Source organism: Stenotrophomonas sp. SMYL86 (assembly GCF_036320025.1).
Taxonomy (GTDB): Bacteria; Pseudomonadota; Gammaproteobacteria; order Xanthomonadales; family Xanthomonadaceae; genus Stenotrophomonas; species Stenotrophomonas maltophilia_A.
Genome location: NZ_JAWIRU010000004.1, coordinates 30486 through 43556, shown reverse-complemented (window position 1 = coordinate 43556; position 13071 = coordinate 30486). Strand labels below are relative to the sequence as shown.

The window sequence follows — 13071 nt, the reverse complement described above, 5'->3', positions numbered from 1 at the left end:
GCCATGCTGAACCTTGCCGAATATCGCCAGCGCCCGGCCTTGCTTGCGGACTGGCTACCGTGGGCCGGGCTGGTCGCGCCAGGCGTCGTCTTGAACAAGGACGGCAGTTTCCAGCGCACGACGCGCTTTCGCGGGCCTGACCTCGACAGCGCCACGCAGGGCGAGCTGATCGCCACGTCGGCGCGCTTGAACAATGCGCTGCGTCGCATGGGATCGGGCTGGGCGCTGTTCATCGAAGCCGAGCGCCGGGCCGCTGCTGACTATCCGCACTCGGCGTTTCCCGAGCCGCTGTCGTGGCTGGTGGACGAGGAACGCCGCGCCACCTTCGAGGAATCGGGCAACCACTTCGAGAGCAGCTATCACCTGACGCTGGTGTACCTGCCTCCCGAGGAATCCCGCGCCCGAGCGGCCGGGATGCTGTACGAGAACCGGCCCACCGAAGGCGTGGACTGGCGCGAGCGCCTGGCGGCCTTCATGGCGGAAACGGATCGTGTCTTCGACCTTCTCGATGGCGTGATGCCGGAAATCGCGTGGCTGGACGACGGGCAGACGCTGACCTACCTGCACGCGACCATCTCGACGCGGCGCTACCGCGTCGGCATGCCCGAGGTGCCGTTCCACATCGACGCGCTGCTGACCGACTGCGCACTGGTCGGTGGCCTGGCGCCCATGCTGGGCGAACAGCACCTGCGGGTGATGTCGGTGCGGGGCTTCCCGACCTCGACCTGGCCGGGGATTCTGGACGACCTCAACCGCCTGGGCTTTGCGTATCGCTGGAGTACGCGGTTTCTGTGCCTCGACAAAGCCGAGGCGGAACGGGAATTGGGACGCCTGCGCCGCCAGTGGTTCGCCAAGCGCAAGAACGTGATCGCGCTGCTGCGCGAAACCATCTTCCAGCAGGAAAGCCCACTGGTCGATACCGACGCGAGCAACAAGGCGGCGGACGCGGACGCCGCCCTGCAGGAGCTGGGCAGCGATCAAGTCGCCTTCGGCTACCTCACCGCCACGGTGACGGTGCTCGATGCCGACCCTGCGGTGGCCGACGAGAAACTGCGCATGGTGGAGCGCGTCATCCAGGGACGCGGCTTCGTCACCATCCCCGAAACCCTCAACGCCGTGGATGCGTGGCTGTCGTCCGTTCCCGGCAACGCCTATGCAAATGTCCGGCAGCCCATCGTCTCGACGCTGAACCTGGCGCACATGATGCCGGTGTCGGCGGTATGGGCCGGACCGGAGAAGAACGACCACCTGGGCGGGCCGCCCCTGATTGTCACCCGCACCGAAGGCGCAACGCCGTTCCGGCTGGTCACGCACATCGGCGACGTGGGCCACACGCTGGTCGCGGGGCCGACTGGTATGGGCAAGTCGGTCTTGCTCGCCACGCTGGCGATGCAGTTCCGCCGCTATCGCGGCTCGCGCATCTTCGCGTTCGATATGGGCCGCTCGATGCGCGCCACCATTCTCGGCCTGGGCGGCGAGCATTACGACCTTGGCACGGATGGCGAAATCGCCTTCCAACCCTTGGCCCGCATCGACCGCGAGAGCTACCGCACCTGGGCGGCCGAATGGATCGAGGGCCGCTTGCTACACGAAGGCGTCGCAGTCGGCCCCGACGAGAAGGCCGCTATTTGGTCGGCGCTGGGAAGCCTCGCAGGCGCGCCGGTGGAGCAGCGCACGATGACGGGGCTTTCCGTGCTGCTGCAATCGAACGCGCTGCGCCAAGCGCTCGCGCCCTATGTGCTGGGCGGCGCGCACGGCAAGCTGCTGGACGCCGACCATGACCGATTGGGCATGGCCGACGTGCAGTGCTTCGAGATGGAGGAGCTGATGCACAGCAAGGCCGCCGTCATGGCCGTGCTGCATTACCTCTTTGCGCGCTTCGACGAACGCTTTGATGGCGCTCCCACGCTGCTGATCCTCGATGAAGCGTGGCTGTTCCTCGATGACCCGGTGTTTGCCGCGCGCATCCGCCAGTGGCTCAAGACGCTGCGCAAGAAGAACGTCAGCGTCATCTTCGCCACGCAGTCGCTGGCCGACATCAAGGATTCGAGCATCGCGCCCGCGATCATCGAAAGCTGCGCTAGCCGCATCTTCCTGCCAAACCCGCAGGCTACCGAGCCGCAGATTCGCACGATCTACGAGGGCTTCGGCCTCAACAGCCGGCAGATCGAAATTGTCGCCACCGCGCAGCCCAAACGCGACTACTACTACCAGTCCCGCCTCGGCAATCGCGTGTTCGACCTCGACCTGGGGCCGGCGACGCTGGCGTTTGCGGGCGCTTCTACGCCGCAAGACCAGCGCGACATAGACCGCGTGCTGCTGGACGCCGGCGTGCCCGGCTTCGCGGGCGCCTGGCTGCGCCATCGCGGCCTCGATTGGGCGGCCGACCTGCTGCCCTCGTTCCCCGGCCTCGCGCCGGGTTCCCTCGCTGACCAACCCCTGGAGAACCTGCCATGAAAAAGCGTTTTGTCGCCGCCGCCATCGCGACCATGCTTTGCACCGCCACCGCCCATGCGCAATGGGTCGTGGTCGATCCCACGAACCTCGTGCAGAACACGCTGACCGCGATCCGCACGCTGGAGCAGATCAACAACCAGATCCAGCAGCTTCAGAACGAAGCGCAGATGCTGATGAACCAGGCGCGCAACCTCGCCAGCCTGCCGTCCAGCGTGGTGAACCAGTTGCGCGCCAACCTGGCGACGACCGAGCGGCTGATCGCCCAGGCCCGAGGCTTGGCCTATGACGTGACGAATCTGGATCGGGAGTTCGCGCGCCTGTATCCCGAGCAGTACGCCGCCACCGTCAGCGGCGACCAGATGTACCGCGACGCGCAGGAGCGTTGGCGGAACACGCTCAACGGCTTGCAGACCACGATGCAGATGCAGGCGCAGGTGTCGCAGAACCTGGGCGAAGACGAAAGCGTGCTGGCCGATCTTGTGGGCAAGAGCCAGTCGGCCGAAGGCGCGCTGCAGGCGATGCAGGCCATGAACCAGTTGCTGGCCTTGCAGGCCAAGCAGTCGATCCAGTCGCAGCGGCTTCAGATCACGCAAGACCGGGCCACTTCGCTGGAGCTGGCGCGGCAGGCGGCGGCCACGGAGCGCGCCCGCGAAGTGCGGCGGCGTTTCCTGGGCGATGGCACGCCGTACACGCCGCAGCGCGTGGATTTCTACGGTAACTGACGGGAGGCCGCCATGCGATGCGTCCTCGCCCTGTCGGTTTCGCTGCTTATGGCACTGGTGGCCGCGTGCAGCGACCAGCCGGCCGACAACCTTGCCGATGCCCTGGCCACCGATCCCGTGCGGCTCAAGGCATTGCGCGCGCAATGCGCGGCCGACCGCCAGGCCACGGGCGAGGACGCTTGCCGCGCCGCCGCCGAAGCCTTCCGACGGCGCTTCTTCTCCGGTCAGACCGGGCCGGATGAATACCAGACGCTGGCCGACCTGCCGCCGATCCCGCCGAGCTTCGATGAACCGGGCGATGGCACGGCGCCGGCATCGCCGGCCGAACCGGAGGGCACGCCATGAATGACGTGACCATCATCGACCAGTTCCTCAATATCTTCTCCGCCTACATCGACTCGGGTTTCGGGCTGTTGCAGGGCGAAGTGGCCTTCCTCACCGCCACGCTGATCGTCATCGACATGACGATCGCCGGACTGTATTGGGCGATGAGCCACGCCACCGGCCAGGGCGAGGACGTGATCGCCAAGCTGCTGCGCAAGGTGCTCTACGTCGGTGCCTTCGCCTACATCATCGGCAACTTCAACTGGCTGGCCGGCATCGTGTTCCGATCCTTCGCCGGGCTGGGCCTGACGGCCACCGGCTCGGCGATCACCATGGAAAACTTCTTGCAGCCGGGCCGGCTCGCCAAGACCGGCATCGACGCCGGGGCGCCGATTCTGGAGCAAGTCGGCGAGATGGCCGGCTTCCCCGAGGTGTTCGTGAACCTCGATGCCATCACGGTGATGTTCCTCGCGTGGCTGGTCGTGGTGCTGTGCTTTTTCGTGCTGGCGATCCAGCTTTTCATCACCCTGATTGAGTTCAAGCTGACCACGCTCGCCGGGTTCGTGCTGGTGCCGTTCGCGTTGTGGAACAAGACCTCGTTCCTGGCAGAGAAGGTGCTGGGCAATGTCGTTTCCGCCGGCATCAAGGTGCTGGTGCTGGCCGTGATCGTGGGCATCGGCTCGGGCCTGTTCGCTCAGTTCCAAGTCCATCCCGCCGAGCCGTCCATCGACCACGCACTGGTCATCATGCTGGCCTCGCTCACCTTGCTGGCGCTAGGGATCTTCGGCCCTGGCATCGCCACGGGCCTCGTCTCCGGTGCGCCCCAGCTCGGCGCGGGCGCGATGGCCGGCGCTGCGGTGGGTGCTGCCGGAGCCGCTGTTGCTGTCGGTGCCGCCGCGACGGGCGTAGGCGGCGCGGTCATGGCCGGGGCGCGCATGGCGCCTGCCGCGGCCAAGCTCGCCGGCAGTGGTGCGCGTGCTGCCACCTCGACGGCCAGCAGCGCACGCTCGGCGTTCCAGGCCGGTTCCGCCGCCGCAGGCGGTGGCGCGAAAGGCGCGATGGCCGGCTTGGGAAATGTCGCCAAGACCGGCGCGCAGTCTGCCGGACGGGGTGCAGCGTCCCGCGCATCCGCCTTCGGCCAGAAGATGACCAGCTCCTTCCGTGCCGGGTGGAACGGCCCGACTGACGACGGTGCGGGTGCGGCATCCGGTGGAGCCGGAGCATCCAGCCAGGCCTCCACAGGCGAAGCCGCAGCGGGCGGCGCCAACGCGCAGAAGCAAGAACAGCCCGCTTGGGCCAAGCGGCTGCACCGCCGCCAGCAACTCACTCATGCCGCGACCACCACCGCCCACGCGCTGCGCGGTGGCGATGGCGGCGGCTCCGGCCAGGGGCCGAGCCTGCGCGATTCCGATTCATAAGGAGAACTGACCATGCGATTCAAACGACCGCAGGTGCGCTACGCCGACACGCCGCAGCCTGCCACTCCGTACCAAGCTGCCGGCCAGGTGTGGGACGAGCGCATTGGCTCGTCCCGCGTGCAGGCGAAAAACTGGCGCCTCATGGCCTTCGGCTGCCTCGCGCTTGCGCTGCTGATGGCGGGCGGCCTGGTCTGGCGCTCGGCGCAGTCCATCGTCACGCCCTATGTGGTGGAGGTGGACAACGCGGGCCAGGTGCGCGCCGTGGGCGAAGCCGCTACGCCGTACCGGCCCAGCGATGCGCAGACGGCGCACCACATCGCGCGTTTCGTCACGCTGGTTCGGTCGCTGTCCATCGACCCGATCGTGGTGCGGCAGAACTGGCTGGACGCCTACGACCACACCACCGACAAGGGCGCGGCCGTGCTCAACGACTACGCGCGCGTGAACGATCCGTTCGCGCGCATCGGCAAAGAGTCGGTAACGGTGCAGATCACCAGCGTCGTGCGCGCCAGCGACACGTCTTTCAACGTGCGCTGGACGGAACGCCGCTACGTCAATGGCGCCGCGGCTGGGCTGGAGCGGTGGACGGCCGTGGTGTCCATCGTGCTCCAGCCGCCGCGCACCGAAGAACGCCTGCGCAAGAACCCCCTGGGCATCTACGTCAACGGCCTGTCGTGGAGCCGCGAACTGGATTCTTCCGAAGGAGCCAAGCCATGAATGCACTTTTCCGTAGATCCGCTTTGCCGGTGATCCTGCTTGCATCAACCATCTTGTTCACAGGCTGCGCCACGCAGGGCAAGCCGCCGCCGGTGATTTCGCTCGATGAGCCGGTGCAGGCGCAGCCACTGCCCGAACCGCCTCAGCCAGTGGAAGTTGTGACCGTGCCCGAGGTGTTGCCGATGCCGGCGCAGTTGAAGCCAGTGCCCGAGGGCGAGGAAGCCAAGCCTGCGCCGGAACCGGCCGACGAGAAGGTGCGCGTCTCGCGTGCCAACGCCGAGGCACGCATCGCGCCCACGCGCGAGGGCTATGTCAACGCGATTCAGGTGTGGCCCTTCACCGATGGCGCGCTGTATCAGGTCTATGCGGCCGTGGGCCGAGTGACCGTGATTGCACTCCAGCCGGGCGAGGAACTGGTGACGGTGGCCGCTGGCGATACCGTGCGCTGGATCGTGGGCGACACGTCCAGCGGCAACGGCGCCGACCTGCGCGTGAACGTGCTGGTCAAGCCGATCCGCTCGGGTCTCAAGACGAATCTGGTCATCACCACCAGCCGCCGGACGTACCTGCTGGAGCTGACCTCGACCGAGAAGACGTGGATGGCGTCGGTGTCCTGGGAGTACCCGCGCGACCGGATGCTGGCCTTGCAGCGCCAGGCGCAGGCGGCCAGCGCCGCCGCGCCTGTCGATACCGGGCTGTCGCTGGAGAACCTGCGCTTCCGCTACGCGATCAGCGGCAGCAGTCCGCCGTGGAAACCACTGCGCGCCTTCGATGACGGCGAGAAGGTCTATATCCAGTTCCCGCCGGGCATCGCACAAGGCGAGCTGCCGCCGCTGTTCGTCATCGGTGCGCAAGGCGACGGGCAACTGGTCAATTACCGTTTCCGTTCACCGTACTACATCGTCGATCGTCTTTTCGGCGCCGCCGAGTTGCGCTTGGGTGGCGACAAGGGCGACATGGTGCGGATCGAGCGCACGGATGGCACGCGGAGGAACTGACATGGGCCAGGACGACACCCCCGACCTTGCCACGCCGCAGGCGGGCAAGATGGCGCCCGAGGCGGTGGCGCTGCGCGCCCAGCCGCGTCCGGTCACGCGCCTGAACCGGCGCACGCTGGCCATCCTCGTCGGCGGCCTGTCGGTCGCCGTGCTCGGGGCCACGATCTGGTCGCTGCAGCCGCAGCGGCGCGGGGCCAACGAGCAGACCGAGCTTTACAACGTCGATCGCGTGTCCAAGTCCGAAGGGCTGGATGGCCTGCCGGCCGACTACTCGAAGCTGACGCCGAAGGTGCCCGAGCTGGGGCCGCCGCTACCGGGCGACCTCGGCCCGGCCATCGTGGCCTCGCAGCAGCCGGCCGTGGCCGCCTACTCGGCGCCCGGCCACGACCCGAATGACGCCTTGCGCAAGGAGGCGGAAGCCGCTGCGGCTTCGTCGGTGTTCTTCCGCTCGGGCGGCCAAGCCGCCGCCATGGTGGCGCAGGCGGCGCCGGGTGCAGCAAGCACGCTCGCGGCCTTCGACCCGCTCGCTGCCGGGCCGGCTTCGACAGCGGCCCAGCCCGCCGACCCGACCGCCGTGCAGAACCGGCAAGATCAGAAAGAGGCATTCCTGAAAGCCGGTTCTACGGAAACCCGCAATTCCGGCAACCTGGCGTTGCCGGCGTCGCCGTATCAGGTGATGGCGGGAACGGTGATCGCCGGTGCGCTGGTGACGGGTATCAAGTCGGACTTGCCGGGCGACGTGATCGCCACGGTGACGGAGCCGGTCTATGACTCGGCCACGGGCAAGTTCCTGCTGATCCCGCAAGGATCGCGCATCCTCGGGCGCTACAACAGCCAGGTCAGCTACGGGCAGAGTCGCGTGCAGGTGGTGTGGAACCGGGTCATCCTGCCCGACACGTCCTCGCTGGCGCTCGACAACCTTGTCGGCACCGACCCGGCCGGCTACGCCGGCCTGGAGGACGACGTGGACTGGCATTGGAATCGCATCATCGCGGGCGCGGTGCTGACGACGCTGCTGGGCGTCGGCGCTGAGTTGGCTGCGCCGGAGAACCGGCAGGACGGCAACCGCATCGTCATTGCCGGACGCGACAGCGCACAGGACAGCATCAATCAGGTCGGCCAGGAGATGACCCGGCGCAACATGAACATCCAGCCGACGCTGACGACGCGGCCGGGCCTGCCGGTTCGCATCATCGTCAACCGGGATCTGGTGCTGCGGCCGTACCAGCCGCTGTTCTTCAATCGGGGAGTTTCGCAATGAGCGCGACCAAGAAGCTGCGGCTCGGGCCGCTGCCCAAGACCGAGAGCGTCAAGCTGACCTTTGCCTGCCCGGCCAGCCTGAAAGCCGACCTCGACCGCTACGCCGCGTTGCACGCGCAGGCGTATGGCGAGGCGGTCGATGCCATGACGCTGATCCCGCACATGCTGGAAGCCTTCATGGCCGGGGATCGTGGCTTCAAGCGCACACAGCCCAAGAACGGAAAAGCCGCCCCTGCGTGAGCAGGGGCGGCTCTGGATTGGTGCCCGAGGCCGGAATCGAACCGGCATGACCGTGAGGTCGAGGGATTTTCTTACCACTTCGGCTTTCGCCGCCGTCCTGCTCACACAGGGCGTTCGTGGTCTGGAGCACGCCTTCACCATAGCCTTACAGCCGTAGGTGCCCGCCGTCTGCTCTCTACACCTTCCCAAGCGCATAGCTTGGGCTTGGCTCGGCGTTGGCTCGGATGCCGAAGCATCCAGGGCTTTCGCCGAATTTGACGGGCTTCACTTCGGGCGTTTCCCCCCGAAGGCTCAAATTGTTCAAGTCCCTTGTGTCTACCGATTTCACCACTCGGGCGTAGCGCGCGATGCGCTGGAAACACCTACCTCCATCTACTGGCGCCTAGTTGGCTCCTGACCGTCAAGCCAAGCTATGAAGCGACATCTTGGATGCTCGCAAACCGTTGTCACTATTGACCTTCTGGCCCGGTAGTTCAAGCAGAAAGGACTTGACAAAACAGATTTTAAGTCCGATGCGTCTACCAGTTTCGCCATCCGGGCCTGCAGCGCGGGGCCGATTGTAGCCCACCTGCGGTTCCGCAACCGGATTGCATCATGGCCGCGGCGTGCTTAACTGTCGATCGCATTCATGTCATAGTCCCTGCCATCGTTCCCAGGGGGGGAGCCACCTGATGTCGCTGCACGCGATTGCCTATGCCAGTGAGGCCCGCGCCGATCTGCAGACAACCGATCTTGACCGCCTGCTGGCCGACGCCACGGCATTCAATCGTGTAGCCGGTGTCACCGGTGTGCTGATGTTCGACGGAGCGCGCTTCCTGCAGTATCTCGAGGGCCCGGAGGACGGCATCGATTCGGTGTTCCAGCGCATCCTCAATGCGCGCAGCCACGGGCAGCTGAAAGTGTTGTGCCGTGCCCCCGTAGTGCAGCGCGCATTTCCGCGCTGGTCGATGGGCACGCGGCGGATCGAACCGGAGCTGCTGGCACAGATCGTCGACGCCGCGTGGCCCGGCTTCCTGCTTGGCAGCGGTGGATTCGAGCGCCTGCTGCAGGCCTGGACCGGCGCCGACGGCGAACTGGAACCGGCCGCGGTGGCGTTGGGGTCCTGAGCCCGCCTTGGCGGCAGGGCGCCGGGGCCGGTAGGCTGTAGCCTTTCTGGCGCAGGTTTTCCGGAGTGGTGCAGCAGATGAGTGTGTTGGCCGAGGCCATGGCAGCGTATGTGCGATCGCATCCGTTGCGCGGGATGTGCCGATGAGTGCGCCGGTAGCGGCGGCCAGCGCACCCCTGTTTGCGGTGATCGGCCTGGGCTACGTCGGCCTGCCGTTGGCGGTGGCGTTTGGCCGGCAGTGGCCGACGTTGGGTTTCGATATCGATGCCGGTCGCATCGCCGAGCTGCGCAACGGCCAGGACCACACGCTGGAAATGGAATCCGACGAGCTGGCCAGTGCGCAGCTGCTGCAGTACGGCAGCGATCCGGCACTGCTCGATGCCTGCAACGTCTACATCGTCACCGTGCCGACCCCGATCGATGCTTACGAGCAGCCCGACCTGGAGCCCCTGCGTTCGGCGACACGGCTGATTGCCAGTCATCTTCGCGCCGGCGACCTGGTGATCTACGAGTCCACGGTCTACCCCGGTACCACCGAGGAAGTGTGCGTGCCGCTGCTGGAGCAGGGCTCCGGCCTGTGCTTCAACGAAGATTTCTATTGCGGCTACAGCCCGGAACGGGTCAGCCCCGGCGACCGCCAGCGGCGCCTGGCCGACATCCGCAAGATCACTTCCGGCTCGACACCGGAAGTTGCTGCGGTGATTGATGGTCTGTACCAGCGCATCATCGCCGCCGGTACCTTCCCGGCACCGTCGATGCGGGTGGCCGAAGCGGCCAAGGTGGTCGAGAACATCCAGCGCGACGTCAACATTGCGCTGGTCAACGAGCTGGCCCTGATCTTCGACAGGCTGGGCATCGATACCCAGGACGTACTGGACGCCGCCGGCAGCAAGTGGAATTTCCTGCCGTTCCGGCCGGGGCTGGTCGGCGGCCACTGCATCGGCGTGGACCCGTACTATCTGCTGCACAAGTCCGAGAGCGTGGGCTATCACCCGGACCTGATCCACACCGCACGACAGGTCAACAACCGCGTCGGCGAGCACGTGGCGGCGCGGGTGCTGGCGATGCTGGCCGAGCGTGGCCGTGCGCCGGCGGACGCACGCATCCTGGTACTGGGCGTGACCTTCAAGGAGGATTGCCCGGACCTGCGCAACAGCCGCGCGCTGGAGCTGGCGCAACGCCTGCGCGATGCCGGTGCGCAGGTGGAGGTCAGCGACCCCTGGGTCGGCCCGGCGGCGCTGACCGGCGAGGGCCTGGATTGGCTGGCCGATCCCGGGGCGGGGTGTTATGACGCGGTGGTGCTGGCGGTGGCCCACGCCCGTTTCAAGGCGATGGATGAATCCGCAATCCGGGGCCTGCTGGCGCCGGGAGGCCTGGTCTACGACGTGAAATCGGCCTGGCCGCGCAACGTGGTTGACGATCGCTTGTAAGCCTTGGCAGCGGGTGGCGCGGTAGACTCGGGGGCAGTTGCAACCGAGGAAAGCCATGCACCGGTATATCGTCTACCTGCTCGCCATCCTGATGTTCCCGATATGCCTGTGGCTGGCCACGATCTGGCCGACCTGGTATTGGGGCGTCGGCCTGACTGCCGCGATGGTGGCGCTGGGGACCTGGGACCTGCTGCAGAAGCGCAGCACGCTGCGCCGCAACTATCCGGTGATGGCGCACTTCCGCTACGGGCTGGAATCGATCGGCCCGGAGATCCGCCAGTACTTCGTGCAGAGCGACCTGGAAGACGTGCCGTTCTCGCGCCAGCAGCGTGCACTGATCTACCAGCGCGCCAAGAACGAGATGGACACGGTGCCGTTCGGCACCCTGCGCAGCACCTATGCGGTGGATTACGAGTGGATCAACCATTCGCTGGCACCGACTGCCATCGCCAAGCATGACTTCCGTGTGTTGATCGGCCCGAACTGTGCCAAGCCTTATTCGGCCAGCGTGTTCAACATCTCGGCGATGAGCTTCGGTTCGCTGTCGGCCAATGCCATCCGCGCGCTGAACGAAGGCGCACGCCGCGGTGGCTTCTATCATGACACCGGCGAAGGTTCGATCTCGCCCTACCACCGCGAGATGGGCGGCGACCTGGTGTGGGAGATCGGCTCGGGCTACTTCGGTTGCCGTGACGAGAAGGGCGGTTTCAGCGAGGAACGCTTCGTTGCCAATGCCACCCATGATCAGGTCAAGATGATCGAGATCAAGCTGTCGCAGGGCGCCAAGCCCGGCCACGGTGGCGTGCTGCCGGCGCCGAAGGTGACCGCCGAGATCTCGGTGACGCGTGGCGTGCCGATGGGTGTGGACTGCGTGTCGCCGTCGCGTCACTCGGCGTTCTCGACGCCGGTCGAGCTGCTGCAGTTCGTTGCACGCCTGCGCGAGCTGTCCGGTGGCAAGCCGGTCGGTTTCAAGCTGGCCATCGGCCATCCATGGGAGTGGTTCGGCATTGCCAAGGCGATGCAGGAAACCGGGCTGCTGCCGGACTTCATCGTGGTCGACGGCGCCGAGGGTGGCACGGGTGCGGCACCGGCGGAGTTCGTCGACCATGTCGGCGTGCCGATGCACGAAGCGCTGCTGTTGGTGCACAACACCCTGGTCGGCCTGGATCTGCGCGATCGCATCCGCATCGGTGCGGCCGGCAAGATCACCAGCGCGTTCGACATCGCGCGGACCATCGCGCTGGGGGCTGACTGGTGCAATGCCGGCCGAGGCTTCATGTTCGCGCTGGGCTGCATCCAATCACTGAGCTGCCATACCGACAAGTGCCCGACCGGCATCGCGACCCAGGACCCGGCACGCTGGAAGCATCTGGATGCACCGGACAAGGCCACCCGTGTGTACAGTTACCACGAGCACACGCTGCACGCCCTGAAGGAGCTGCTGTGTGCGGCGGGCCTGAACGATCCTGCCGAGCTGGGGCCGGAGCACATCCTGCGCCGCGTCTCACCGGTGGAAATCCGTTCGCTGGCCTCGCTGTACCGCTACCTGGAACCAGGCGAACTGCTGCACAAGGTGCCCGACCATGCGGTGTTCCATGCGTTCTGGGCCGATGCACGCAGCGACTCGTTCCAGCCGCCGCCGAAGATCCAGGCGCTGCGCGCCAGCAAGTCGCGGTAACCGTTGCTGTAGCGTCGAGCCATGCTCGATTGCCTTTCGATCAGGCGTCGAGATTAACGATTCTGTAGAGTCGAGTCTTGCTCGACTGCCTTTCAATCAGACATCGCGATGTTGGAACGAAGAACAGCCGAGCATGGGCTCGGCTCTACAAGGAGGCGTCATGCAGTTCAGGACCGGCACCATGGATGATGTGGCCAGGCTGTGGGCCCTGCGCACGCGCTGTGTGCGCGAGACCTGCAGCAGCCATTACCCTCCCGAGGTCATCGCGCCCTGGTCTGCCTCGCCGCCACCGTCGCAGTACGCGCGGCTGTTGTCGCAGGGGGGCTGCGTGGTGGCCGAGGACGGGCAGGGTGTCCTGCTCGGGTTCGGCGTGTTTGATACCGATGCCAACGAGGTTGATGCGTTGTTCGTCGATCCGGATCACGGCGGCAAGGGCATCGGCCAGGCGCTGATACGGCGCCTGCTGGCGATGGCCGATCGTGATCGTGAGGTAGTGCTGTCGGCCTCGCTCAACGCCGTGCCGTTCTATCAACGGCACGGGTTCATCAGCGTGCGCGAAGAGACCTATCTGCATCCCAGTGGCGTCGCGTTGGCGTCAGTGAGCATGCGCCGGCCGTGGTGATGTAGCGTCGAGTTTGCTCGATGGTTTTTGTAGAGTCGAGCCATGCTCGACTGCTCTATCGCCTGAATCAAAAGCAGTCGAGCATGGCTCGACTCTACAG

General features: G+C 66.4%; 12 protein-coding genes. All 12 read left to right on the top strand.

The window, feature by feature from the left end:
- Window positions 1-3 precede the first annotated feature (3 nt).
- The 12 genes from trbE (at window position 4) to V3B64_RS06285 (ending at window position 12971) form a co-directional block, all read left to right on the top strand.
- On the top strand, window positions 4-2457 hold the full coding sequence (gene trbE, locus V3B64_RS06340; RefSeq protein WP_073665905.1) for a conjugal transfer protein TrbE: 2454 nt from the start codon (window positions 4-6) through the stop codon (window positions 2455-2457).
- Complete coding sequence (trbJ, locus tag V3B64_RS06335) at window positions 2454-3179, top strand: P-type conjugative transfer protein TrbJ (RefSeq protein WP_073665904.1); 726 nt, start codon at window positions 2454-2456, stop codon at window positions 3177-3179. The genes trbE and trbJ overlap by 4 nt, the downstream gene beginning before the upstream one ends.
- 12 nt (window positions 3180-3191) lie before the next feature.
- Window positions 3192-3524: a hypothetical protein gene (locus V3B64_RS06330; RefSeq protein WP_073665903.1), complete on the top strand. Its 333-nt coding sequence runs from the start codon at window positions 3192-3194 to the stop codon at window positions 3522-3524.
- Complete coding sequence (gene trbL / locus V3B64_RS06325; protein ID WP_073665902.1) at window positions 3521-4921, top strand: P-type conjugative transfer protein TrbL; 1401 nt, start codon at window positions 3521-3523, stop codon at window positions 4919-4921. Before V3B64_RS06330 ends, trbL begins: the two co-directional genes overlap by 4 nt.
- 12 nt (window positions 4922-4933) lie before the next feature.
- Window positions 4934-5638, top strand: a complete 705-nt coding sequence (gene trbF / locus V3B64_RS06320; protein ID WP_073665901.1) for a conjugal transfer protein TrbF — start codon at window positions 4934-4936, stop codon at window positions 5636-5638.
- Entirely contained in the window at window positions 5635-6636 is a 1002-nt protein-coding gene (gene trbG, locus V3B64_RS06315; protein WP_073665900.1) for a P-type conjugative transfer protein TrbG, read from the top strand. The genes trbF and trbG overlap by 4 nt, the downstream gene beginning before the upstream one ends.
- A 1-nt stretch (window position 6637) precedes the next feature.
- On the top strand, window positions 6638-7897 hold the full coding sequence (locus V3B64_RS06310) for a TrbI/VirB10 family protein (RefSeq protein ID WP_073665899.1): 1260 nt from the start codon (window positions 6638-6640) through the stop codon (window positions 7895-7897).
- Window positions 7894-8136 (top strand): DUF2274 domain-containing protein, encoded by a 243-nt coding sequence (locus V3B64_RS06305; RefSeq protein ID WP_073665898.1) that lies wholly within the window; start codon window positions 7894-7896, stop codon window positions 8134-8136. The genes V3B64_RS06310 and V3B64_RS06305 overlap by 4 nt, the downstream gene beginning before the upstream one ends.
- A 671-nt stretch (window positions 8137-8807) precedes the next feature.
- Window positions 8808-9242 (top strand): BLUF domain-containing protein, encoded by a 435-nt coding sequence (locus V3B64_RS06300; RefSeq protein ID WP_032128935.1) that lies wholly within the window; start codon window positions 8808-8810, stop codon window positions 9240-9242.
- Between the two features lie 142 nt (window positions 9243-9384).
- Complete coding sequence (locus V3B64_RS06295; RefSeq protein ID WP_329913821.1) at window positions 9385-10671, top strand: nucleotide sugar dehydrogenase; 1287 nt, start codon at window positions 9385-9387, stop codon at window positions 10669-10671.
- A 55-nt stretch (window positions 10672-10726) separates the two neighbouring features.
- A complete protein-coding gene (locus V3B64_RS06290; protein WP_329913820.1) occupies window positions 10727-12349 on the top strand; it encodes an FMN-binding glutamate synthase family protein in 1623 nt (540 codons plus the stop codon).
- Window positions 12350-12509: 160 nt separating this feature from the next.
- Window positions 12510-12971 carry a GNAT family N-acetyltransferase gene (locus tag V3B64_RS06285; protein ID WP_329913819.1) on the top strand — a complete coding sequence of 154 codons (462 nt, stop codon included), beginning with the start codon at window positions 12510-12512 and terminating at the stop codon, window positions 12969-12971.
- Window positions 12972-13071 lie beyond the last annotated feature (100 nt).

Bases quoted from the DNA above. Each gene is read 5' to 3' on its own strand.
- trbE (WP_073665905.1), top strand. From the start codon at position 4: ATGCTGAACCTTGCCGAATATCGCCAGCGCCCGGCCTTGCTTGCGGAC.
- trbJ (WP_073665904.1), top strand. From the start codon at position 2,454: ATGAAAAAGCGTTTTGTCGCCGCCGCCATCGCGACCATGCTTTGCACC.
- V3B64_RS06330 (WP_073665903.1), top strand. From the start codon at position 3,192: ATGCGATGCGTCCTCGCCCTGTCGGTTTCGCTGCTTATGGCACTGGTG.
- trbL (WP_073665902.1), top strand. From the start codon at position 3,521: ATGAATGACGTGACCATCATCGACCAGTTCCTCAATATCTTCTCCGCC.
- trbF (WP_073665901.1), top strand. From the start codon at position 4,934: ATGCGATTCAAACGACCGCAGGTGCGCTACGCCGACACGCCGCAGCCT.
- trbG (WP_073665900.1), top strand. From the start codon at position 5,635: ATGAATGCACTTTTCCGTAGATCCGCTTTGCCGGTGATCCTGCTTGCA.
- V3B64_RS06310 (WP_073665899.1), top strand. From the start codon at position 6,638: ATGGGCCAGGACGACACCCCCGACCTTGCCACGCCGCAGGCGGGCAAG.
- V3B64_RS06305 (WP_073665898.1), top strand. From the start codon at position 7,894: ATGAGCGCGACCAAGAAGCTGCGGCTCGGGCCGCTGCCCAAGACCGAG.
- V3B64_RS06300 (WP_032128935.1), top strand. From the start codon at position 8,808: ATGTCGCTGCACGCGATTGCCTATGCCAGTGAGGCCCGCGCCGATCTG.
- V3B64_RS06295 (WP_329913821.1), top strand. From the start codon at position 9,385: ATGAGTGCGCCGGTAGCGGCGGCCAGCGCACCCCTGTTTGCGGTGATC.
- V3B64_RS06290 (WP_329913820.1), top strand. From the start codon at position 10,727: ATGCACCGGTATATCGTCTACCTGCTCGCCATCCTGATGTTCCCGATA.
- V3B64_RS06285 (WP_329913819.1), top strand. From the start codon at position 12,510: ATGCAGTTCAGGACCGGCACCATGGATGATGTGGCCAGGCTGTGGGCC.